The organism is uncultured Aquimarina sp., from assembly GCF_947492965.1.
Lineage (GTDB): Bacteria > Bacteroidota > Bacteroidia > Flavobacteriales > Flavobacteriaceae > Aquimarina.
Window position 1 is genome coordinate 1 of record NZ_CANLOZ010000005.1, and the last position, 24268, is coordinate 24268.

The window sequence follows — 24268 nt, forward strand, 5'->3', positions numbered from 1 at the left end:
ATAAAAAGGCAACAACCTTATCAAAAAGCTGCTGCCTAATATTTTAACTTTTAACCCTTGATTTTATCATGGAAATCGAGGGCATTCCTCTTTCCTGAAATAGCTTATAAGTTCTATTAATTTCATCTTTATTATTCTTCTGTTATTTCAATAAGCATACTTTGCAAATCATCGTTCAGTCTTTGACCATTATATTCAAGATCAAAGTCATCTAATTGTCCCTCAAGCATTGAATTTCCATCTAAAATTCCAAAAATATTTGAAATAGTATCTATTTGTATTTGTTTAATTATCTTAAATAAAACTTGTCTTTTTGATTCATCAAGTCCTTGGTAAAATGTTAATACTTCCTTCCAATACAAATCTCTAGTTGAATCTTTATTGGTAGTGTTGAATAGGTTTTTATATATCTCCAGATTCTCTTTTACTACTAAATCAACAATACTTTGAACGAATTCTTCTGGTGTCATATTTTTTATTTATTTTTTAAAAATGATTGAGGATACTTTTTCTTATTTAAATTTATTAAAGCCTCTAACGCGTAATTAGGTATGTCAGGATATACTCTACGTAACTCAAAAATATCCCTTGCTAATACTTCTCTAGGATTTTTCAAACCTTTTGTACTTCTCTTTACAATCCCATTAGGTCCTTTTATAGTATGACCAACTTTAGGAACTAAAATTGATGGAGCTGTTTTTCTATTATAGTTAGGAATCATTCTTTCCATTATAGCTGCCTGTCCAACATGATGAGCGTCTAACCCTGCAACAGTACCTCTTATTTCGTTATATGCTCCTACTCTCCATAGACCTGATTGTACGGAATTCCCTCCTTGAGCTAATTTACCTGCTCTTCCTATAGGAATAATACCTAATGTATTAAGATTTGCTTGAGTAGTAGTCATGGGATTTCCAAGTCTATCGGTTCCATACTTGGCTTGGTAATAATTATCCGCCAACATGGCTATTGGATTATATTGGTTGATTTTATCCATCACATATAAGGAGTTATCGGCAAAACTACCACTACCATCTCCTCCATAATATCTATCATACCACTTAGTATTGTAAATTTGATTTACAATATTATTAACTCCACCAACTCTCTCAAGAATATTATAAGCCGAATTATTTTCGGAATAACCAATATGTACTTCTCCTAAAGCACTCCTATTTCCCAAACTTTCCCAATTGGCAGGGCTAAACATCATCATAGCATCTTCATAGGTAAAATTCCATGAATGTCCAGCGCCTCCATTTGCATCATTATTAAACCAAACCATTCCCCCATTTACAGGAGCTGCATTCCAATCAATAATTATATTTTCGTGTAAACCTAGTGGATCATTAAATACTATTGGATTGTTATATCCATATCTAAATGGTGTTAAATGTGGTGATACTTCTGCTAATGGATCTGGTACTACAAAACGACCTAATACATTATCATAATGCCTAAAAGTCAATTCTGTCATGTTATACCCAAGAGATTGTTCTAACTCCTGCCCATTGTACTTATACTGGTGTTCCTGTCCTGTAATCTGTGTATTATAGCCTTTGTGAGTAAGTCCAAACGGATAGTAGCTATTCTCTTGTAAAATCTCGTGGGCATAGTCTCCATCACCATCCAGATCGGTAGTATCATTTCTAAGAACGTCTATCTGACCATCGTGGTCTTTATCGCTATAATTTAAACGATTGTTCCCCAAATGGTCTTTGTGTTGATAAATATAGGTAAAACTTCCATCACTTTCTGGTTCTATATACCCTTCCGAGTGATGAAAAAGTTTTAACTGCCCATTTTCATATACGTAGTTACCTGCGTAATCGGTGCGAGTTTCTAAATCCACACTTTCATCGATTATTTCTTTGCTAATCTTTATGCCTGTAGCATCATATTTATAATCAATCTCTTTCACACCTGATGACGAAAAACTAATTGTTCCTGGCAAGTTTAAATGATTATACTGTATACTGGTAATGCCTTTATTACGATCTATGGTCATATTACCATTTACATCGTATTCGTAATCATCATTGGTATTGGTACCGTCTTTAAAACCTTCATTTTTATAAACAGTTGTTATAGCCTCCCTAACTTTTAACAGCTTATTGTTACTATAAGTATAATAGAGTTCATCAATGGTTTTAATAGCTCCACCTCCAGGTCTTCCATTTCTAGTGATTCTTCCAATATTTCCATTTTTATCATAGGCAATTCCCCAAATACTATAAGCATCTCCACTCATTAAGGTATTTCCTTTTAGACTGTTCGCGCTTGTAATTCTATCTAGGTCATCATACTGATAAGAATAAGATCTTTTGATGTTATCGGTAGCACTTTTCCAAACAACTTGTGATATATTTCCGTTATACAGCGCTGGAACATCATAATATCCTTCTACTGTATGGTAATTAATTTTATAGCTAAACAAATCATCACCCATAGCATCAACATCATTAATATTTGTTAACCATCCACGGATATTATATGTATAATCTACGGTTTGCAAAGGTGCTTGTTCTGCATTTCCTACTTTTTTCTGTACGAGCTGTCCTAAATCATCATATACCAACTGAGACAACAATTCTTCTGCCTGGTCATTTATTTGTTGTTTTTGGGTCAATAAACGTCCCATATGATCATAAGTAAATCTATCTATCGTAGTAATGGTTGTACCAGATTTAGTATGTCTACTTAATGTTTTTAATACTTTTCCTGTAAAATCCAATTGATTCAACACCCAATCATCTGTACCCAAGTATTCATTTTTTACATGAGTTTCCCAGGCTCTTCCGCGCTCATCATAATAGGTTGCCGTTGTAATCCATTGATTCGTACCCAATACACGCACTTGTGCTACGGTTGGTAATCCTTTTACATTCGTTGTAGTGGTCATTCCTTCCCAAGTACCACCGCCATTAGCAGGATTAAAAGTAACGATGTCACCCACCTCATAATCATCATAGTAATGGATAGTTAAAACCTGATGAATTCCTGTTGGAATAGCATCATTAGAATAGTATATAGATGTACCTGCAATAGTAGAGGCTGCAGATTGCTTAGTAACATATTGCGTATAATTTCCTGTGTCAGAAAATCCCTGCATGGTTACTCTTGAAACTGTTCCTGGATGCTTATGTATTCCTGTAAATGCCACTCTACCGAAAGCATCATATTTGGTAAATGACCATTCATCTCGGGCACGTTGTTTTGCATCCTGCGTCATTACCGGTTGATCCAATTTGTTGTAGATGATATACTCCAAGCCTTTTCCAGGTATTCTCTTTTCGATCAATCGGTTTCGGTCATCGTACTTATATTGGTAACACAGTTCGGTAAGCTCTGTAGCCGATACGCCATTATCGATAGTTACCTTTGGTGGTATAACATAGGTAAGGTTTCCAAAATCATCATATACATTATACGTATCATGTGCCTGTCCATTATTATAGGCTCTACTTAGTACTACATTTCCATTTTTATCGGTAAAGGTTTCAGAAGTTCTATTACTACCATCTGCCACGGTCCAATTTTCGTTTTTTACTACAGATTTTGATAATTGATTCTGTGTATAATGACCATTCTTTATTAAAGTAGGAATTCCATTTTCTAAACGTACATCAAAACGTACTACCTCATTTGCTTCATTTAGTTGATAAGATGCCTTAGTAGTATGATTTGTAGAATAACTTTCGGAATAATCACTAAGCACCTGTAATTGACTTAGATTATAGGTAACATCCATTGCTATCCCATTCGTTAATATTGGATTGGTAGTAGTAGGATCAATTACCAAGTGGTTGTCTTGTATATAGATATGATAATCGGTATCATTCCCATTTTTATCCTTAATCGTTCCTAAATCAAAATAAGAGATCATCGGATAAATATTCATATAGCGCAGCTTACCAGTTTGTATGGTTGTTCCCCCAGATGTCTGATCTAGATCCGCCTCTAATCGGAGTTGATTATTTGCTATTTCTATGGTTAAGAAATTTCTACCATCTATCAAAATAGGGTCGTTATCATCCGTAGGATCTCCAGAATCCGTACCATCATTATAGAAAATCTCATTAGCAAACCAAGTAGCACTATAAGTAGCCGTATTGGGAAAAGGTACATATACTGGATCTTTGTACTCTTGGTTATTTTTACTGTATTGCCATGGAGTTCCTGGTGCAGCTGTTTCTAAAGATCGACTTAATGGAGAGATTTCCGTTATGGTTTCGCTATAAGGATTTAATGTATTCTCATATTTTGGTGTATTATAAAACGCTTTTAATTCGCTCAAAGCATCTGCATGTATATCGCCATTAGCTGTCTGATCAGAAGCATAAGGTAGATAGGATTTGGTTTGCCTGCCAAAATCATCATATTCATAATGCGTAATGATGTCTTTGGGTTTGGTCTGTTGTATTAACTCACTTACTGGCACTCCATTCCCATCAATCTTTGTCAATACTGGATTCCAAAAATACTGCCGTACGCTAGTATCTGTAGCATAATAGAGATAACTTCTAAATCGTGAAGTGGTGGTATTATTTCTCCATTTAAAATCATTCGCTGTTCTTACTTTGTTACCATTAACATCATATACCCCACTAATACCAGAATTATTGCCACTGTAGGTATGTGGATGTATGACTCCTACTAATAAATACCACTGATTAAGATTCGGCATATCTCCAGACCAGAAATAAGGGTTGTTATTTGCTGTACCATTAAGATTATCTACATTTTGTGTTCCATGATAGGTTTTACCATCTTGTGAACCTGTGCGTTTTACCCAAACGGTATATCTATACGCAACATCTTTATTCACAGGGATGTAATCTGTATTCCATCCGCCATCAGCATCATTATTACTATCATTTCCACATCTCCATAAAAGGGATTGTTCTCCAAAAGGGTTGCTGTCAAATATTCTTTGATTATCAGAAGATTGACCGTTTAAATTAAACAAAGGGGTAGCTCCGGTACCTACTTTCCAATCATCGGTCCAATCTAAGATATTCGTACCTTGTTGTTGGCCACCAGCTCTTACAGCGACGGATTGTTTAGGTCTTCCTAAATCATCATAATAATTTATTGATTCGATTTTATCACTCTCTAATACCTGAGATTGTTGTCCTTCTTGTACTTCGGTTTGATAGACCGTAGTTTTTACATAATTTTCTGTTGGTGTCTGTGCACTTACTATCGTAGCTACTAATACAGCAACTACACTTACGATTTTTTGTAATGTCTTCATCTTAGTACTGTATTAGTTGTTTTTATAATTGTATTCATTGGCTGACAGGATATTCCCATCCTGATCTTTTACTTGTTTTAGTCTATGGAGACTATCATATTCGTAGTAGGCCGTTCTATTTCTAACATCCGTTGTACTGGTCATACCGATCAAAGGATCGTAGGTGTAAGTAACCATCTGTGATGAAGCAAAGTAATTGTGATTCCTAAGATTTTGTAATGCCGTTCTTAATTGATTTTCAGAAGTAGCATCGGTGTCATTATCAGATGCTGCAATGGCAGTATTAATAAGACTCTGTACTGCTGAAGGCATTCCTGTATAGGATGCATTCGTAATGACAGCAATAGGAGTGGTATAATTATATCCCCAAACATAAATAGTACGTATCCCCTCTCTAGCCGAGGTTTCTAAAGGATTCCCGTAATCATCATAACCATAAAAAATTGTTTGATCTAAAAGTGGTGTATCTGCTTTAGCAGCTTGTAAAGATTGTGGAAGACACCTATCAGTATCCCATTCCTTAAAATTAACCAATGCCGTACTTTGCTTTTGATCTTTATAATAAGTCTCTGTTCGTACTGGAGCGGATATGCGATTACCATTTATCAATTTGGTATTATCTACCGATGGATGATATGGATAAAAGTATGCTACTTTATTGGTTTCGCCTTTAGAATCGGTAGTATGCTGTTCTACGAGTTGATTGTTATCATCATATTTAAAAGTTTGCTCGGTAATACTAAACTCATCTGGATTTGTATCCGAATAGGTTTTGGTAGTGACTTTACTTCGTAAATATTGCACATTGGTTTCTTTATACTCTAATGTTGTATAGAATTCGTGCTTTACCTCTTCACTAAAACCAGAGGTTAATTGCCATCCGGGTAATGTTTCTACTTCTATATTACTCACTCCAACACCCATATACTTGATATAACTTCCTACAGGACTGCCTCCATTAGCTCCCGTAGCACTTAATAAAGAGTTTACATATTGCTCAAATTCTTCTTGTGTTCCTTGGGTATACTTATAATCAAAATCTTCTAGTAAAATATCTGGAATATTTGATATTTGTCCTAGTTGTTTTAGTCGTACCATCCAATCTGGATAGTGCATTTCTCTTTTTAAACCGCTTTTAGAAATTACCTTAATCCCATACGGATAATTAGCATCCATAGCGTTTCCGTAATCATCCGTTTCTAACGTTACTTCTTGGTATTCGTAGTTTTTTTCGGATATCAACTCCTCTCTATTTACTAAGGATTTGTCTTTATTGTATTTATAAACTCTTGTAGAGCCAAGTCGAATTCCAGATTCCATTTGTCCTTTGGGCATACGATCATAGTATTCTTTGGTACGGTAATCCAATTCTGAAGTAAAGAAATAAGGCTCTTCGAAGTTATACACCGTTCTTCCATTTTCAGAACCATCTTTAGAAGATCGTATCGATTCACTCACCTGACTATAATAAATAGGTACTCCTCGGTTTTCTACATAAAATGGATAGTCAAGGTTTATCAAATCTGTTCTGATCTCATTATTTACGTCTTTCTCACGCGGTAATTCTTTCAAAACAGAATAGACTTTACTACTCGATTGATAAACATCTGTAGTGTAGCTATAAGCCTTAGTAGTGTGCTCTCCTGTATCTTGTGCTGTACTTTGTATACTCGATACTCTAATACCTCCATAAGGTCTATCGAAAACTTCCTTTCGGTACTTAGGTTGTTGCCCATAAATCAATTCTATAGAAGCTTCTGTTCCTGTGCTGGTTTCTAAATAAAAAGTATAGGTGCCTGGTTGAATCGTAAATGTTTTACTTTTCTGTGTAAAAAAAGATGGAAATGATGGCCCATCCGTATCCAGACTTGCTTTAATATCAAGATCTAGATAAGGTGAAAAACTATTTTGATCCTGATCATAATATGGTGTTGTACTGGGATTTCCTCCATGTTTTCGGATTAAGATCTTTAATGCCCCTTCAGCAGTGGTTTTTACCGCTCGGTGAGCAATTGTAATCGGAATCGCCGTATCAAATGTTCTGGTAATAGACTTCTTTTGAGAAGATCCGCTGCTGTTTCCTCCTACACTAGCTAGCTCAATATCATGACTGTAGTTATAGGAAGATGGAATATCAGGCATATAATTAATTGTCCTTGGTAATATATTAGGTTCATACTTTATTTCTGAATACCCGCCACTTTTGTAATGAATTCTCTGTAATGCACCAGCAAGAGTAGCATCAAAAACTGGTGAGTGACCTTCCTGACTTTGTAGTACATCTTCAATAGATGTTCTTCCCGTATAAAATCCCCAATAATCCATCTGATCATATACCTCATTCTGTTTATAAGAAAAATTTGGTATGGTATTGTTGTTATTTTGTAGATAATAATCAAAACTATAGGTCGTCTCTCCGTTAATTTTCAGGTCATTTAACAAGCGTCGATTTCCAGAAGTAGTAAGTGCATATGTATTGATTAGCTTATTATTAAAATCTTTTAGAAGAATCTCATCATATTGATGGTGTGCACCGCTGGGAACAGTTTTCGTATTGAATTCTAAAGAACCTTCTGCAAATTGAATATTTCTTAGTACAGGTTTAGTAATGTTTACATCTAATCGAGTATGTGTATATACGGTAGGATCTTGTCCTTCTTCTAACTCTACATCTGGTTGTTGCCCAATAGGTACAATATCTGGTTGTTTAGTTAGTAAATCCACTAAAAACTCTGACTGCAACCCTTTATAAGAATAAATTTTAGGTAAAAAAGCCTTGGTTTGAAAAAGATGATTATCGTAACTAAAAGTAATCTGTTGTGTCGTATTAGGTGGTTGTATACTTGTTAAATACCAACTACGAGTAAATGGATAATTAGGTTCTATTGGCAAAAGAATCTGCTCACCATTAGGACCAGGTTTGAAAATATCATCTTCTGGTATAGGAGTAAAAACCTCTTTAGCTGAAAAAATATAAAGTACACCTTCCGAATCAACAACTTCTATCTGATTCCAGCTAAATGTAACCTTAACATTATGATGAGATAGTAATACTGGCTCTAAATTTTCTCCCAGTTTAAAAGCAAAATTCAGATTTCCTGCACTTACTCTAAACAGGTCTGGTTCTCCATCTGCTAAACCTTGCGCCAATAAATAAGCATGATGCTCTTTGAGTACTTTTTTATTTCCCGTTTCAGGAAAAACTCCTATTGGTGACGACACACTAGAGCCTAGTGGACTAAAATCATAGTAATCATCCAAATGCAATTGTTCTCTGATATTTTCAGATCCATGATAGCCTTTAGGATGATCATCTGGTAACCCTCTTACCTCTCTTGATACCATTCCTGTTGCAGTCAAATTCCATCCTAACCCAATAGCAGAAGGTTCTTCCATGACTCTTAATCCTGCGTAATTATATTGCAGTCCTGTACTCCATGACATTCCATTTTGTTCTATGGTATAAATGGGTATGTGCTTTTGTACCGCTCCGGTTGTTAGATTTACTGATGCATTTCTTCCTCCACTAATTTTAGCAGCAGTTGGTTTAGTAGTTGCTGATGGAGTGTATCCTCCATAATAGCTTTCTTGTGCTGTTGATAACATACTGAGAGTTATCATACATATTAAAAGAATTTTCCTCATAAATAATACTCACGAATTAATAACTTACATTTTCCCATGACTAGCTAATCACAACTCGTCACTTTACAAGTATCTTCCATAAGGACTAAATATGTTACTACCTTAATTTCATTTTTTTTATATTTTTTTAAAGTATTTGATTTTCAAAAACATAACACACCCTTAATTATTACAGGCTTTAAATATTTACCTGTGATTAGTGTTTATAGAAGAATGAATGTTAGTAGAATAGTATTTTATCTAGTCTACTCTATGAAAGTTTTGGTGCTAGCCATAAATATCCGAGGCAGCAAATTAAAAACACATATAATCCAATAGGATTTACAGGTGCTAACGGAGAAGTTGTTTTGGTATCTTTGAATAGAGAAGTTTCGAAATTCCTTTGGTTAGCCTGAATTCGATTATACTTACTATTGGATTGCCATGTAGTAGTATCTGTTACGTAGTAATTAAGAACCGTAGTGGTATCTTGTGGTGTTCTAATATGATTCCATCCCGTTTTTTTAGGATATATTTTTCCTTTCCATAAATTAGGAACGTCGATATTTCTTGCCATCGAAATTTGATATCCATTCTCAGTAATTACGTCAGGATTTGGTATAAAAGTTCTTAAAGTAAATTCATAAGGTTCATCCTTACGGATAGGTACCTCACCACCATCCCAATTAATCGCTTTATTATCTTTTTTACCAATTTTATTGATAATATCTGACCATATTCTTTGGTAAGTAGCACTTTTCCCATTTAATACAAGCTCATAGGTTTCTTTCAATAAAGTAGTACTTACTTTACCCTTACCTATATGTTTGCATCCAGAAACCATGGATTCATTAGCAGCAATATGAATAGGTTGAACCATCAATCCTTGTTGTATTGTAAATGGATATTTGCTCACCTTTGCACTAGTTTCACTATATAATCGAACTTCTGTAGATTTTTCTCGGCTTACATCAAAAGTCAGTAAGTTATTGTTTGTCCTAAAAAGACTTTCATCTGGTTGTATAAAAAGCCCTAATCCCTTAGTGCGTATTACGGTTTCTAAAGCTACTCTCGAATTCCTACTAAGATTCTTAGCCGTAAGAGCATCCAAAATCACTAAATCATAAGGTGCTAGATTTTTTTCTGTAAACCCTCCTATCGGAATCCGATCTGTATTAAAATATTCAAACTTATATTTACCCTTTGTTATTTTAGTTTTCACTAAAACTTTATGTCCTTTTTCACTGAGATAATTTTTGAGATATTTCGTTTCGAAAGTTGGAAAATCATTTACGATCAGTATTCTTAGACTTTTACGTTTTGCAACCTGAATAGGAATAGGATCTTTAGAAAGCAAAGTACCCAAGGAATCTTTCTCGGTAATTTTATAAGTATAGTTCCCAGCTATTTTTAGGGTAGCAGATAACTGAAATTTCCAGTTTTTATCAGTTTGTAATGTTACAGAATCTATTACATCTCCAGATGGTTCTTCTAAAAATAATTGCGCACCTTTTTTAGCATTGTTATAAATCCCTTTGAATACTAGCTGCTCTCCGACAGTAGCTTTTTGATTATAGGTATATTTTATAATTCCAGAAGGTGTAGTACCATTTATATAAGTAACTTTCTGATTTTCTAACTGCCAAAAATCATAGGATGCTAACCCATTTCCAATCACAAAAATAGTATCAGAAGTATATATTCCTTTCAGAATTGTTTGGTTCTCCTGATAAATAATTGTGGTTATATTTCTATATTGATTTTTTAGACTATCCAACGTGCTTTTCTTATAGTCACCCGTAAGAATAACTACTTTGGCGTTTTTACGATGTATGGGTAATGCAGGTTGTAATGCAAGAATTCCCATCGTAAGAATTGCTAAAGAAGCTACGAGGCTACGAATCCAAAACTTTGGTTTTGAAAAATGATCCCATTCTTTCCAGATAAAGATACCCCAAATGATGAGACAACAAACTACAATAGGTATCATCCAATGGTTATGCAAAAAGGTAATCTCGTTATTCATTAATTTCAAGTTCTTTTAACAATAACTCATTGATTTCACTTAACGGTTGCTCTTTTTTGAAAGCATTTGGAGGCATTGCAGGAAGTGCCAGCAACAATCCTTGTTGCAATTCGATCAAGGCTTCATAAGGGATCTCTACATCCTCTGATATCCATTTTAATTGCTGCAATGTTGCTAAATATTTTCCAGGCTTTTCGATTGCTTTTATGGCCAACTCATTTGCTGCTTCTCTAAACAGTTGCTTATCGGTTTCAGCAACTTCTATTTTTTCTCTTGCAGTGATTAATGTTTGTAACCTGTTTAATGCTAACCGTATGGATTTATAAGTATCTTCTTCTGTTATTTCGGCTGTTTTTCGAAACCCATGTACTTTATCAATCTCTCCCGTTAATCTCTTCTCTTCTTTTATGGGTGGAGGATCAAATCCTATACGATGTACATAAATGCGAGCACTATTCTTTATTTCCTGAATAAGCTTTAAAGCTCTATACTGATACGGCAATGACTTTTCTGGTTTGTATAATCGTAGATACAATTCAGCATCCCACATTTCATTTAGTGCTTGTCGTAATTTACTTTTTAACGATTGTGTAAACAAAGTAGATTCTTCTGGATCATCATGATTGTGTAAATACTCTTCTAAAGGATCTTTCTCTTTTTTTTCTTCTTCCAGTACAAGGTTATGTTCGTTCTCATGATCATGTTTATGTGTATATTTCGCTAAAGGATCTTCTTCTTCATGATCTTCATGTTCATCGTGATCATGATCATGTTCTTCTTCATGATCGTGATCATCCCCATCTCCCTCGGCTGCATGAACTTCTTCGGTTTCGTCTCCCATAAACTCAGCATACTTAATTCGCAATACTTTTTGATCAAAACCTAACTCATTACTTCTTGACTTATATTCTTTGGCAGATAGTTTCGATTTATCTTTCAGTAATTTTTCGGTATCTATAATAAGCTGTCGCTGGCTTCTGAAATAATCTGGCATCAAGTCTACTCCCATAGTTCCTTCTACTGCAAATGTATCAGAAACGGTATCTTTAATTGCGGCAAAATAGGTTTCGCTACGTGAAACATTCTTTTGAGGTCGTTTTTGATCTATAGCCTCTACATAAAAATACAATTCATCACCAGGTTCCATTTTCATCTTATCCAAATCAATTTCTTTAGATAAGTCCAAATCTTTACTTCCTATTTGTAAATTACTAAACTTTAATTTTTCTTCTCTAAATTTCACAGACTCCCCAGAACCTTTACTTACTGTAGCAATAATGTAGGCGTCACCAATTCCAAAATCATCTGTAATCTTGGTTCTAAAGGCAAGTTTTTTATCCTCTGAATATTCAAAAGATGTGAACTGCTTAATTCCTAGAATTTGTGTCTCGGGACTCTTATCTTTTATAACTTCTATCGGATATAATTTAGAAACGTGAGCTTTATCGTCTAGATCAATAAACTTAAAATTATAAAAGCCTGAACTTCTCATTTCCGAACCACCAAAATAAATTCCATCAGTGAATTTCATTGCATAGCTATTTCCAGCACTTTCTACAAAAGCTTCCTTAATTTCTTTATCAAATTCTAGTCGCCATGTTACTTTAGTACCTTCTACCACTTTAATATCCATATCGGAAGTGATCACAGACTTTATTCTCGTATATGCCGGATATTTAATTTCTAATTCTTGTTTTATCAACTTCGGAGGAGCAGTTATTGCGGTACTGCTATCCGTTGCTATAAAAACAATTTCATCTGGCACATTTTGTGGTGATACTGGATTTTGAGAAAAGGGAAATATGCCAATAGTATTTAAAAACAATCCAATCCCAAGGCATAATGCAAAAAACAAGGCACTCCATTTAAGATGGCTAGGTGGTTGAACTGTTTTATATTTTTCAACTAGAATATTGCCTGCCCTATTTTGTTGGATTCTAGCCAATCCGGATAATTCATTTTCCGGAATTAGTATAAGACCTGTACTATACTCGATCGCATCCAAATGTTGATCCATATAACTGGCAGTGCTCTCCAAAGAAGGTTTCCATGGTTTCGTAAAAATTAGTAGTACTCCTACAATAAGGATAGCTACTAAAACTGCCAACAGTATTTTTGAAAACAATGTGTATATCAGTATCGAAGTACCCACCCCGTACAAAAGGGTTTCTAACCAAAGTAGCACTTGCCATTTTCGTTTAAAACCTACTAATATGTTATATCCTGAGCTCACTACTGTTTTCTATATTTTGCTATACAACGTTCTACTATTAATAATGTTCCAAATACCAACCACAACCATTTAGAAATATCTAAAAATGCGAACTGCTTTTTTGCTGTTTGTTTTGAAGTTACTAGTGGTGTTATTTCAGAAACTTCTATCACTCGCCTATCATGTTTTGCTATATCATTTTTTATATCTTGATAATCATCTAACACGTCTAAAAGCTGTTCTGAAAAATGTTGATCTATACTACGCTCTACAGTAAGTAGTTCCGTAAGGTGGAATATCTTAGATGCATCAGTAGTTTCTATACTTCTTTTTGCATATTCATCGGGTTTCAACACCAATAACTTTGAATTGGTATTAGGTGCAGGATCTGTAGACAACCAAATAATAAGATCAAAACCTGTAATGGTATCTGCAGTATTTGTATACTCTTTTATTTCAATAGTTCTATCAGTATACTTCGCAATGGCTTGTAATGAAGCTTTTATTAATCTTTTTTGATCTAAGAGACTTTCATCATAAAACAAGGCTACTTTTTTAGCACTAAAATTAGAAACAGGAACTCGTTGTTTCAGATCATTTTTTGTAAAAACTATACTATCATTATTTTTTGAAAACTCAAGGTCTTCATTTGACACCTTTTCTTTTATAAAAGTTAATTGATCCGAGTTACTCCTTAACATCAGGATTTGAGTGGTATCTTCTTTTCTAATAGCCTTAAGAGCATAGTTATTTGATTCTTTTATATCAAAAGAAATCCAATTAATGTTTTTATGAATCGTTGGTCTAGCACCTTTAAGTCCAGATAAGAAAGCGCTGGTAAACACTACTACGCTATCTGTTTTTAAATTTTCCATTTCTTTGGCTAATTGCCAATAATTAGGAATCCTTTTTTGATCTATATCTAATTGATCTTTGTCTATGAGCGGAAACGTATTAGCCAATAACCGTAGCGACTCTCCTTCATCTATCGTATCCGAGATATTCATTACACGATCATGTTTCAGTAGAGAAGGTTCAAAAAGATAAGTAACAGGTACCGTTGTTTCTTTTTTATTAATTCGTATTCCGGAAATAAGTAATACAAATACACCCAATAGTAACATTCTTAGCAGCAATAAAAAGATCTCATTCAGTTGAATGCTTTTAGATTGTTTAGAATCTGATTCACTTAATAATTTAGTACTACCTACTTTTATTGTTTTTCCTTCTCTCTTACTCCAAAAATGGATTACTATCGGGATGATAAGTCCCAACAACGCCCAGAGATATGTAGGATATAAAAAAGACATCTCAGACTAGTTTATTTCGTTTTTTAAGGAATAAGCGAAGGGTCTCTTCAATAGGTTGATTCAGTTCACATAAATGATAATCAACATCATTCATTAGCAAGGTGTTTTTTGCCTTTTTAATCATCTCTTCTAATGACGCTAAATACTGCTTTTTAGCGGTTTTAGTATCTATCTTAAGCTTTGCACCTGTCTCTAAATCTTCAAAAGTAACTGTCCCTTTGTAATTAAAAGTAAGCTCGTTTTCTCCCATCAAATGCAATACAACCACTTCATTCTTAGGAGTCTTAAGTCTTTTTATAAAATTGGTTAATTCTTCTGTATGTTCGTAGAGGTCTGTAATAAAAAAAATCAATTCCTTTTGATTTCTATTATGAAGACTTTTAGAAGTATTCAAATTCTCAGGCCATTTCCCTTTGTTTTCTATCTGGGTCAGTTCTAACAAAAATCGATTGTAGTGCTGTTTTCGAATTCTAGGATATAAGTCATACAATTGATCTTCATTTAAACCAAACAATCCAATAGCATCTCCTTGGTTTTGACACAGATATCCCAAGGAAGCAACTAATACTCTTGCAAAATCCATTTTAGAAAAGGTATGTTCGGTATGCAACATGGATGCACTTGCGTCTATAATAAAGTTGACTGAGATATTAGTTTCTATTTCTGATTGTTTGATATAATATCTACCTGATCTGGCTAACATTTTCCAATCTAAAAGCCGCAAATCATCTCCTGGTTCATAATTCCGAAATTGATTAAATTCCATTCCGGTTCCTACGTTACGACTTCGGGTTAATCCAGATAAATATCCATCTACAATAATACGCGCTATAAGAGACAATCCAGATACGCTTTTGATCAATTCTGGTTTTAGTAATTGATGATAATCTTGTCTCACGGCTACTTATATTAGTAATTCTTTATTTCCCTACCTGGATCTGCTCCAATAAGTGATTGGTAACTTCATCTGATGTTATTCCTTCTGATTCCGCTCTAAAGTTCACAATTACTCTATGACGTAATACAGGAATCGCCACTTGTTTTAAATCTTCTAAGGTAACTGATAACCTTCCTTGTGCCAAGGCTCTGGCCTTCGCAGTTAATATCATCGCCTGCCCAGCTCTTGGTCCTGCTCCCCAGTTCACCCATTCTTTAACATAAGAAACGTTTGTTGTTTCTGGTCTGGTCGCTCTTATTACTTTACTAACAAAAGAGATAAGATCGTCACTAATAGGAACCTCTCGGACAAGCTGTTGTAATCGAATGATATCTTCTCCGGAGATCACTTTATTTAGCGTAGCTTTTTTTACTCCAGTTGTATTTTTTAAAATGGTGGTTTCATCAGATGCTGTTGGATACCCTATCTTGATATATAATAAGAATCGATCTTGTTGTGCTTCCGGAAGCACAAAAGTTCCTGATTGTTCAATTGGGTTTTGCGTTGCCAGAATAAAAAATGGCTTATCCAACTCGTATGTTTTTCCAGAATACGTCACTTCGAACTCCTGCATTGCTTCTAACAGAGCTGCCTGGGTTTTTGGAGGTGTTCTATTAATTTCATCTGCCAAAATGATATTTGAGAAAATTGGCCCTTTATTAAATTTAAAAAACTTCTTCCCAGTACTGTAATCTTCTTCCAATATTTCGGTACCTATAATATCAGAAGGCATTAAGTCTGGTGTAAACTGAATCCTTTTAAACTTGAGGTCTATCGCTTGCGCTAATGTTCGTATCATTAGGGTTTTTGCTAAACCTGGAACACCTTCTAATAATGCGTGCCCGCCAGCTAAAAAAGTAATTAATAGCTGTTCGATAGTTTCTTCTTGTCCTGTAATTACCTTCGCGATTTCTTTACGTAAATTCTGTAATTTTTCTGTGAGCGTATCTATCTCTCGTTCTATACTAGCCAACTCTTTATTCATTTACATACATTATTTTAAGACGTCAATGCATACATAACAATGTTAACACCAAATCGTGTATTATCTATTTTATACCAACGCTTGTTTCTAAAATCATAATCCCATTCGCATCCATAATCTTTATTACTGTATAAAACCCCTATTCTGCCATTAATTTCTATTGCTTTTAGATAATCATGAACGATATCGTCTCCCCATCCATTTAATTCTTGAGAAGTGGTAGGAGGACCATCTTCAAACTCAAAAAACACTTTATACAACTCGTGATTATTTGGTATTTTTTTTAGTGCTTGTGGGCCAAAAATATCTGCCATCTGACGCTCAAAAGATTTTGAAAACAAACCATCAATATCATGGTTACAATCATCTGCAAATACAAAACCTCCATTATTCACATATTTTTTAAAGTTTTCCCTTTCCTTTTTGGTAAATTGAACAAGCTTATGACCAGAGATGTAGCAAAATGGACTTTTAAAAATCTCGTCGCTACTTAATGAAATAATCTTCTCCTGTGTATCTACTTTTAATGTAGTATACTCTACTAACGAGTTCAACAAATTGGAAGGCATTCTTTGATCTACATCCCAATCTCCAGACTCATACTGTAATCGCGTAAAGAAAAACTTGGCACTCAATATTTAACTAACTAGGTAAAACAGCAATATAAACTATTACTTATGAAGATGATCTAAAATTAAAGTTAATTAGGATTCTATTACCAGAAATACATCAAAATAGCAAGTATAGTTGCCAAGTATTACTTTGTAACACCTAACAACTATACTTATTTGATATATTGTGATATCCGTTATACAGCGTCCGAAAGGCTGGTAAAAGTAAAGTCTCTTATTTTCATATAAGGCACCAAATTACCATCTATTCTTACTTGTTTTCCAAGAGTTTCAAGATTATTAAGCATGATAATCGGGCTCTCATTAAACCTAAAATTCTTTACAGGATGTTTGATTTTACCGTTTTCTATATAGAACGTTCCATCTCTGGTAAGACCCGTATATAATAAGGTTTGTGGATCTACACTTCTGATATACCATAATCTGGTTACTAAAATTCCTTTTTTAGTTCCTTTGATTAGATCTTCGAGAGAAGCATCTCCTCCTTGCATAATAAATCCATTAGGAAAAGGTACTGGATCTACTCCTTTCTTTTGAGCCCAAAAACGACTATAGGCAAGGTTTTTCACCACACCATTTTCTATCCAGGTTGTCTTTTTCAAAGGTTGACCAGAACCATTCCAAGTACCTGTTGGCACATCTGGGTTTAATGGATCAGACCAAATATTCACACGTTCATCTACAATTTTCTCTCCTAGTTTTGTTCCACCACCCTCTTTAGACATAAAACTCCTTCCTTCATCTGCAGTACGAGCATTGAATGCAAATGCCATATTTCCTAAAAGACCTACAGAAGCTGCTGGTTCTAAAATAACTGTATACTTACCAGGTTCTATAGCTTTTGCTTCTTTAGACATAACCGCTTTATCGATCGCTATTTTTGAAGCTTCCGCGGCATTAAATTTGGATACATCATTGTAATCACGTGTTACCCATCCAGATCCTGTACCATCGTTACTACGCATCGTTACTGTAAAACTGGCATTCGTAGATTGATTATAGGCAAATAAACCATTAGAATTCATCATTGCACTAAAACCTGATGAATCATTAAAAAAACCTGCTGCAGTTACATTTTTAGCCGCTGCTGGCCCAATACTACTATTAGCAACTTCAGCACGGTAATCAGGTGTTATCTTAGCAGTAGATTCTTTAAAAGTGATAGATTTATCATATTCTTGAGGACCTAATGGTGCCATAAATTCTGGATTTTCTGGAGAAAGTTTTGCTAACTCCTCTGCCCTCTTTACTACCTTCTTAAGTGACTCGTCATCAAACTCATCAATTGTTGCTGTACCTGATTTTTTTCCAAAACTAGATTGTACTACTAGTGTTTGGTTGGATCTATGTCCTGCAGTGGATACCGTATTTCTTGCATAGCGGATATTACCACTTTCGCTTCCACTTAAATTGATTTCGCACGTATCTGCAGTAGAAAAGCTTAAGGCCTTTTCCATGATCTGCTTTGCTTCTTCTTTCGTATATATTGCCATGATATTTTTATTTGTAATAAGACAGTGATTTAAATTTTTCTACCTGTGTTGATCACATTTACACCATTAAAACGTGTAGTAGAACTTCCATGAGAAACAGCACTTATTTGCGAAGGCTGTCCTTTTCCGTCAAAGAATGATCCGAACATTCGATAATCATCTTTGTCACATATCTTAGCACAAGAATTCCAGAATTCCTGTGTATTAGATTGGTATGCTACATCATCTAACATACCCACTATCTTTCCATTTTTGATTTCATAAAAAACGGTTCCACCGAATTGGAAATTATATCGTTGCTGATCAATAGAGTAAGAACCTCTACCAGCTATATAAATTCCTTTCTCTACATCCTTAATCATATCATCTATAGAGTATTTCTCTTTTCCTGGTTCTAGAGAAACATTTGGCATTCTTTGGAATTGCACATCATTCCAGCTTTGGGAATAACAACATCCATGAGATTCTTTTTGATCAATCATATGAACTTGATCCCGTATTGCCTGATAATTGGTTAAAATACCATTACGTACCAGATCCCATTTTTTAGTCTTTACTCCTTCATCATCGTAGCCTACTGCTCCAAGAGACCCCACTTGAGTTTTGTCGGCTACCAGATTAACAATTTCGCTACCATATTTAAAGTTCTTTGTTTTCCATTTGTCTAACGTTGCAAAACTTGTTCCTGCGTAATTTGCTTCATAACCAAGTACTCTATCCAATTCTAAAGGATGACCTACAGATTCGTGAATAGTCAAACCAAGGTGATTTGGTTCTAATACCAAATCATACTTACCTGCTTCTACCGATTTAGCAGTTAACCTTTGCTTGGCTTGCTGAGCAGCTACAGTTGCATCCTCTACAATATCATAACTATTGCGATACAAGTTTAAGCCTTCTGGACCTTTTAGTTTTTCCGAAGCTAATCCATCCATATACTCATACCCCATTCCCATTGGAGCACTCATTGCCTGACGTGATTTAAACTTTCCTGTGCTTTTATCGATGGCAGTAACTGTAAATGTTGGCCAAATACGATGTACATCCTGATCTATATACGAACCATCTGTAGATGCAAAATACTTCTGCTCATTTACCATAAACAATCCAGAATTCACATAGTTTGCTCCGTTTTTTAAAGCTGCGGCATTTGCAGATAGTAACAGGTCTACCTTTTCGGAAACCGGAACATCTTTAAAATCCTTTTTAATCGGTGTTTTCCAGCTTACTTCTCCATGGGATGCTACTGGAGCTAATTTTACCTCTTCCTTTTGAATTTTAGAATTGGCTTTTGCGATAGCAACTGCTTGATCTGTTGCTTTCTTAATTCCATCTTCATTAACACTATTGGTAGATGCAAATCCCCAAGTGCCATTTACGATTACTCTAATACCTATACCAAAGGATTCCGTATTTACTACATTTTGCACTTTATCTTCTCTAGTAAACACATATTGGTTTAAATATCTACCGATTCGAGCATCGGCATAGGTAGCACCAAGCGATTTTGCTGTATTGAGGGCTACATCAGCCATCCTCTTTTTAATGGCTATATCCATTCCTGGATTAAGTAAAGCCTCTGCCGAAATATCATTTCCTAACAGTAATGATGGCATCATTAAAGCTCCTGCACCTAATCCTGTGTATTGAATAAAATCTCTACGTTTCATAAACCTCTATTTTGATTGAGTGAATATTATAATAAGTTTGATGAATTGATCTTGTAACAATATCTAAGTTCATCAATTACTAGAAGATATTCTTAAAGGATTGTTACAAGACTAACTTCTGTTAGCTTTAAAAGTAGAAAAATTATATCAAACAACCATACAATAAAAACAGGTAAACCCATAACCTTAATGTGTAAAATTCCGCTTATCAAAGCAACACCACTAAACAAACTAAACACCTGATAAACAACAACATAAAAACCAAAAAAGAATTAAAAAATTCTCATCAAAACGATCCAAACTCAATAAAAAACGCACTAAAATTACATTTGCTTAAATTTTTGTTAAACTTTCAAGTTATTCTTTGGTAATTATTCAAATTATCGACTTAAGCCATATCATAAACAGTTGTTTTGCAAAAAAATACTGCCGAACGATATACCTAATGATACTAAAATTATGATTAAGCATCATAATTCTGGTATTCTTAAAGAGTATCTATATTATTTGTAATTTCAATTTTTATAATTCACTATTTTATGGAAAGTTTGTTGTCTGATATTTCAAAATGTGATGTTTGCGCTTCTAAATTAGCATTGGGACCAAGGCCTGTAGTTTCTGCAAGCGAGCATAGTAAAATTGTTATTATCGGACAGGCACCTGGTAGCGTTGTTCATAAGTCTGGCATTCCATGGGACGATAAAAGCGGGCAGAATCTACGGAGTTGGATGGGAATTGATAATGAGACCTTTTATAATCCAGAAGTAGTAGCTCTTATTCCTATGGGGTTTTGTTATCCAGGAAAAGGAAAGTCTGGTGATTTACCTCCCACCAAAGAATGTGCTCCTCTATGGCATCCAAAATTATTAAATCAGATGTCTAATGTGCAACTTACCCTTTTAATAGGAGCGTATTCCCAAAATTATTATTTAGGTAATAGATTAAAGAGAACCCTTACTGAATCTGTTAAAAATTATAAAGAATACTTACCTGATTATTTTGTGCTTCCGCATCCTTCTCCAAGAAATAATATATGGCAAGCCAAAAACGAATGGTTTAAGAATGAAGTCCTACCAACATTACAACGGACAATTGAAAAGATTATAACTTCCTAATCTTTTCTGGTTTATAAATATCTTTCTTTTATAATATCCATATGCCAAATCTCATGACCTATAATAGTAAATGCTGCTGCTCTTGCCGACATATCACCTCCGTTGGCATTTCCAATAAATTGAAGATCGTGATCTGAAATACTGGCTAATACAGAAACTGAATTTTGTCTACATATGGTATATTCTTCAAGTAACTCATCTATTTGCTTATCCTTTGCTCCAGAAGGTTTGATATAAATATCTTGATCGAAACCTGCTAACGGAGTTTTATCTCTACGAGCAATTCGAAAACATCGATACATAAAAACTCTTTCTGTATCAATAAGATGTTGTAAAATCTCCTTTACTGTCCATTTATCATCATCATATTGATAATTATGTTTACTCCTTGGAATTGATTGAAAAAACGCGATAATATTTTCCTTTCCTATTTCAAAACCTTCACGTAAATCCAAGCGTGACGATAATTTATCGATATATCTCTTGTAGTAGGAATCATATTCTTGTGTACTTAAGTCCGTAATAGTCATTGTAATTATTTTGATACAATGATATTATTTATCTGTATATAGGTTGTAGTCCAGTTTTTGAATAACCGCTATTCCAGTTTCACTCGATACACTCTTAAATGAATTAAAAATCAGATATGTACTAGTTAAGAATTAATAGGATAATCCATAGAGAATCAAGGAAAATAATTCACTACAAAAAAGATTAGGAAAGTAAGAAATTTCTCATTAAATTAGTTAAATCGTTAAAATTTATGATACGTTTTTTAATGAAATATTCTTTTTTATCAAAAGCTGTATCATTAACATTTATATTCTTATTAATTTCTGTTATTTATATGAGGATGTAAATGCCTATTTTTTTTATATATTTACGCCCGAAAATGTTAAGTTTGGGTACCAAATTTTAGAAAATATAACCTACTAAACATTTTATTTTATACAAAATATTGAGTTATGGAATTAATGGAGAAAGCAAGGGAGTTTGAGAACAGGAGTATGAGCAATATGTCCACTAGTGATAGAGTTGAAGCATCAAGAGAAGCTAAAGATCTTGTCTTAAGTCTTAATGAAATTTATAAGCAAAATAAAGATCCTGAAATAATGGATATGATGAAAATCATTACTGCTAAAAAGCAAAAAATCGAAAAAAGACTTAAAGGTAGACCAGAAATATAAAAGTCTAGTCTACAAATCGATTTTTATCCCAGATTTATCTAATAGTATATTTTCCTTCTTAGGAATAGTGAAGTAAAAGGTAGTTCCTTTTCCTTCTTCTGATTCTAGCCATATATTACCACCGTGAGATTCGATTATCTTTTTACAGTGTGCCAGCCCTATACCTGTACCTTGATATTGTTCTCTAGAATGTAATCTTTGAAAAATAGCGAATATCCTATCCTGATGTTTTTTGGGTATACCGATTCCGTTATCCTTTACTGAAAATTCCCAAAATGTTTCTGTCTGACTATTGATTGGTACGTTCTTGGTAGTCACATTAATATGAATTTCCGGTATCGTCTCTTTATCTGTAAATTTTATACCATTACTAATTAAATTTTGTAATAAGAGTCTTAACTCTATTGGATTTCCAAATACTACGGGTAATTTTACTGAATGTATTTTTGCGTTTGTTCTTTCTAATACGTTTCTAAAGTCCTCTTTAATTTCCTGTAAAATAGTTTCCATACCAGTATCCACAAAGTCAGTAGATCTGCCTAATCTGGAGTATTCTAATAATGAATCGATCAGTTTTTTCATTCTAATACTTGCATCACTGATATAATTCAAACTTTCTTTTCCTACCTCGTCAAAACTGTCACCATAATCCTCTGATATCAATCCTATAAAACTAGATATCGTATTAAGAGGTTCTTGTAGATCATGACTAGCGATATATGCAAACTGCTCTAACTCCTTATTTTTAGATTCCAGATCCAAAGATTGCTCATGAATTTCTTTATTCTTCGCTTGTAAAACTTTATTCAACTTCTTTTTATTGAGATAACTTCTATACACAAAGAAACCACCTATGAGAATTAGAGAAATTAATGCAATAAGATACCAGTTAATCGTTTTTTGATCTTCGATTTCCCCTCGTTGCCTGTCTAAAATACTTTCTTGTTCCTTAATCTGTTTATTCTGTTCCTTTAAATAACGTTGCTTCTCCTCTATTTCGACTACGCTCTGTTTAATTCTTTCCTCTTGAGCTTTGATAAAAGTAACCTGCTCCTGAATATTTTTCTCTAATTCTTTTTCTATCAGAAGCTTCTCTTCATATTTCTTTTCCTGAATTTGATTTTGATTAGATAATTCTTTTATCCATTGATTATTCTCAACAATTTTTTCCTGAATATTATCAAGAGTTTTAGATTGATTTTCAATCTTCTTTTCTTGTTGTTTTAACTGATCATTTTTACTTTTAATTTCTGCTTTCTGCTCTTCATTTTCATTCAAAGCATTCACTAAAGATTGTTCTGTGGATTTAAATAACCCTTTCCATTTTTGTGAAGAAGTTACTGCGTATTGTTTTAAAGAAGGTGCGATCACAAACCCTTCTCTTTCTATTCTATTTTCATTGATTTCGTATTCGAAAGAATCTCCAACATTCACCATATTAATCATCGAAGAATTATAAAAATAATCCTCTGAAACTAATAGTATATTTTTTTTAGAAATTTTACGTAAGATATAGGCTATGTCATAATTGTACTTATTGTGTACGTAAAGCAATTGAATATCTTTAATATTTTTCACAAACTGATATCGAACAACCTCTATCGGTTTTCCAAAAATCTTTCGTTTTTGTGCGATCGCCTTTAAATCTATTACCGTACGGTCAGGACCTAAAACTCCTATCTTAAAAGTTTCTAGTTCTGCTATTTGTGGCCATCCTATTTGTTGGGCAAAATTGTAAATAAAAATCGTTCGCTGTGCTCTTTTTACCTCTTCATTTCCAAGATCTTGTCCTTCCACCCTTTGTATATTACCAAGAACAA

15 protein-coding genes are annotated in these 24268 nt (G+C 34.0%); 2 read left to right on the plus strand and 13 right to left on the minus strand.

The genetic code is table 11. From position 1 onward, the window contains the following. Positions 1-131: 131 nt before the first annotated feature. From Q1B37_RS13645 to Q1B37_RS13695, 11 genes are all read right to left on the minus strand, one after another. Positions 132-470, minus strand: coding sequence for a hypothetical protein (locus Q1B37_RS13645; protein WP_299899346.1), 339 nt, complete (start codon positions 468-470; stop codon positions 132-134). A 5-nt stretch (positions 471-475) separates the two neighbouring features. Then, on the minus strand, positions 476-5257 hold the full coding sequence (locus tag Q1B37_RS13650; protein ID WP_299899349.1) for a DUF6443 domain-containing protein: 4782 nt from the start codon (positions 5255-5257) through the stop codon (positions 476-478). Positions 5258-5269: 12 nt separating this feature from the next. Beyond that, positions 5270-8878 carry a hypothetical protein gene (locus Q1B37_RS13655; RefSeq protein WP_299899350.1) on the minus strand — a complete coding sequence of 1203 codons (3609 nt, stop codon included), beginning with the start codon at positions 8876-8878 and terminating at the stop codon, positions 5270-5272. Positions 8879-9152: 274 nt separating this feature from the next. Continuing rightward, the gene (locus tag Q1B37_RS13660; RefSeq protein WP_299899352.1) at positions 9153-10907 is read right to left on the minus strand and encodes a hypothetical protein; all 1755 of its coding nucleotides are present in this window, start codon (positions 10905-10907) and stop codon (positions 9153-9155) included. Then, complete coding sequence (locus tag Q1B37_RS13665; protein ID WP_299899354.1) at positions 10900-13140, minus strand: tryptophan-rich sensory protein; 2241 nt, start codon at positions 13138-13140, stop codon at positions 10900-10902. The genes Q1B37_RS13660 and Q1B37_RS13665 overlap by 8 nt, the downstream gene beginning before the upstream one ends. Further along, positions 13140-14429, minus strand: a complete 1290-nt coding sequence (locus Q1B37_RS13670) for a BatA domain-containing protein (protein WP_299899356.1) — start codon at positions 14427-14429, stop codon at positions 13140-13142. Before Q1B37_RS13670 ends, Q1B37_RS13665 begins: the two co-directional genes overlap by 1 nt. 1 nt (position 14430) lies before the next feature. Beyond that, entirely contained in the window at positions 14431-15327 is an 897-nt protein-coding gene (locus Q1B37_RS13675) for a DUF58 domain-containing protein (RefSeq protein ID WP_299899358.1), read from the minus strand. A 22-nt stretch (positions 15328-15349) separates the two neighbouring features. After that, positions 15350-16351, minus strand: coding sequence for a MoxR family ATPase (locus tag Q1B37_RS13680; RefSeq protein WP_299899360.1), 1002 nt, complete (start codon positions 16349-16351; stop codon positions 15350-15352). A 14-nt stretch (positions 16352-16365) separates the two neighbouring features. After that, a complete protein-coding gene (locus Q1B37_RS13685; RefSeq protein WP_299607421.1) occupies positions 16366-16986 on the minus strand; it encodes a DUF4159 domain-containing protein in 621 nt (206 codons plus the stop codon). 173 nt (positions 16987-17159) lie between these two features. Beyond that, positions 17160-18476, minus strand: a complete 1317-nt coding sequence (locus tag Q1B37_RS13690) for a TldD/PmbA family protein (protein ID WP_299899362.1) — start codon at positions 18474-18476, stop codon at positions 17160-17162. A gap of 29 nt (positions 18477-18505) precedes the next feature. Beyond that, entirely contained in the window at positions 18506-20146 is a 1641-nt protein-coding gene (locus Q1B37_RS13695) for a TldD/PmbA family protein (protein WP_299899364.1), read from the minus strand. Positions 20147-20685: 539 nt separating this feature from the next. On the opposite strand from Q1B37_RS13695, the gene Q1B37_RS13700 reads away from it, so the two are divergent. Then, on the plus strand, positions 20686-21261 hold the full coding sequence (locus tag Q1B37_RS13700; protein WP_299899366.1) for a uracil-DNA glycosylase family protein: 576 nt from the start codon (positions 20686-20688) through the stop codon (positions 21259-21261). A gap of 11 nt (positions 21262-21272) precedes the next feature. Here Q1B37_RS13700 and Q1B37_RS13705 read toward each other — a convergent pair whose 3' ends face one another. Beyond that, positions 21273-21791, minus strand: coding sequence for a DinB family protein (locus tag Q1B37_RS13705; protein WP_299899368.1), 519 nt, complete (start codon positions 21789-21791; stop codon positions 21273-21275). A gap of 435 nt (positions 21792-22226) precedes the next feature. On the opposite strand from Q1B37_RS13705, the gene Q1B37_RS13710 reads away from it, so the two are divergent. Next, a complete protein-coding gene (locus tag Q1B37_RS13710) occupies positions 22227-22448 on the plus strand; it encodes a hypothetical protein (RefSeq protein WP_219009713.1) in 222 nt (73 codons plus the stop codon). Positions 22449-22457: 9 nt separating this feature from the next. Here the strand turns inward: Q1B37_RS13710 and Q1B37_RS13715 are convergent, their stop codons facing one another. Continuing rightward, the gene (locus Q1B37_RS13715) at positions 22458-24245 is read right to left on the minus strand and encodes a YfiR/HmsC family protein (RefSeq protein WP_299899370.1); all 1788 of its coding nucleotides are present in this window, start codon (positions 24243-24245) and stop codon (positions 22458-22460) included. Positions 24246-24268 lie beyond the last annotated feature (23 nt).

What these genes read in the sequence shown, in the direction of transcription:
- Q1B37_RS13645 (WP_299899346.1), bottom strand. Translation starts at nt 470, where the DNA reads ATGACACCAGAAGAATTCGTTCAAAGTATTGTTGATTTAGTAGTAAAA.
- Q1B37_RS13650 (WP_299899349.1), bottom strand. Translation starts at nt 5,257, where the DNA reads ATGAAGACATTACAAAAAATCGTAAGTGTAGTTGCTGTATTAGTAGCT.
- Q1B37_RS13655 (WP_299899350.1), bottom strand. Translation starts at nt 8,878, where the DNA reads ATGATAACTCTCAGTATGTTATCAACAGCACAAGAAAGCTATTATGGA.
- Q1B37_RS13660 (WP_299899352.1), bottom strand. Translation starts at nt 10,907, where the DNA reads ATGAATAACGAGATTACCTTTTTGCATAACCATTGGATGATACCTATT.
- Q1B37_RS13670 (WP_299899356.1), bottom strand. Translation starts at nt 14,429, where the DNA reads ATGTCTTTTTTATATCCTACATATCTCTGGGCGTTGTTGGGACTTATC.
- Q1B37_RS13680 (WP_299899360.1), bottom strand. Translation starts at nt 16,351, where the DNA reads ATGAATAAAGAGTTGGCTAGTATAGAACGAGAGATAGATACGCTCACA.
- Q1B37_RS13690 (WP_299899362.1), bottom strand. Translation starts at nt 18,476, where the DNA reads ATGGCAATATATACGAAAGAAGAAGCAAAGCAGATCATGGAAAAGGCC.
- Q1B37_RS13695 (WP_299899364.1), bottom strand. Translation starts at nt 20,146, where the DNA reads ATGAAACGTAGAGATTTTATTCAATACACAGGATTAGGTGCAGGAGCT.
- Q1B37_RS13700 (WP_299899366.1), top strand. Translation starts at nt 20,686, where the DNA reads ATGGAAAGTTTGTTGTCTGATATTTCAAAATGTGATGTTTGCGCTTCT.
- Q1B37_RS13705 (WP_299899368.1), bottom strand. Translation starts at nt 21,791, where the DNA reads ATGACTATTACGGACTTAAGTACACAAGAATATGATTCCTACTACAAG.
- Q1B37_RS13710 (WP_219009713.1), top strand. Translation starts at nt 22,227, where the DNA reads ATGGAATTAATGGAGAAAGCAAGGGAGTTTGAGAACAGGAGTATGAGC.